The sequence below is a fragment of the Bradyrhizobium sp. Kon56 genome, from assembly GCF_055807635.1.
In genome coordinates this window covers 1-301 of record NZ_JBVVOU010000323.1, presented here as the reverse complement: position 1 = coordinate 301, position 301 = coordinate 1, and the positions used below count along the sequence as shown (strand labels likewise).

The following is a 301-nucleotide window of genomic DNA, read 5'->3' as shown; positions in this document are numbered from 1 at the left end:
GGCCAGGCCGAGCCGACGTTCGGCCCCTGCGCCCGCCTGGACTATGAACTGGAACTGGGCATCTGGATCGGCCAGGGCAATGCCATGGGCGACGCGATTGCCATCAGCGATGCGGCCGAGCACATCGCCGGTTTCTGCCTGCTAAACGATTGGTCGGCCCGCGACATCCAGGCCTGGGAATACCAGCCGCTGGGTCCGTTCCTGTCCAAGAGCTTCATCACCAGCATCTCGCCCTGGGTGGTGACGGCCGAAGCGCTGGAACCGTTCCGCAAGGCGCAACGGGCGCGGCCCGAAGGTGATC

The 301-nt window shown here is 66.1% G+C and carries 1 protein-coding gene; it reads left to right on the top strand.

All coding sequences use genetic code 11. The features are described 5' to 3' along the window. The coding region (locus tag AC0L3B_RS39150) for a fumarylacetoacetate hydrolase family protein (RefSeq protein ID WP_473383093.1) at nucleotides 1–301 on the top strand (301 nt) is incomplete at both ends.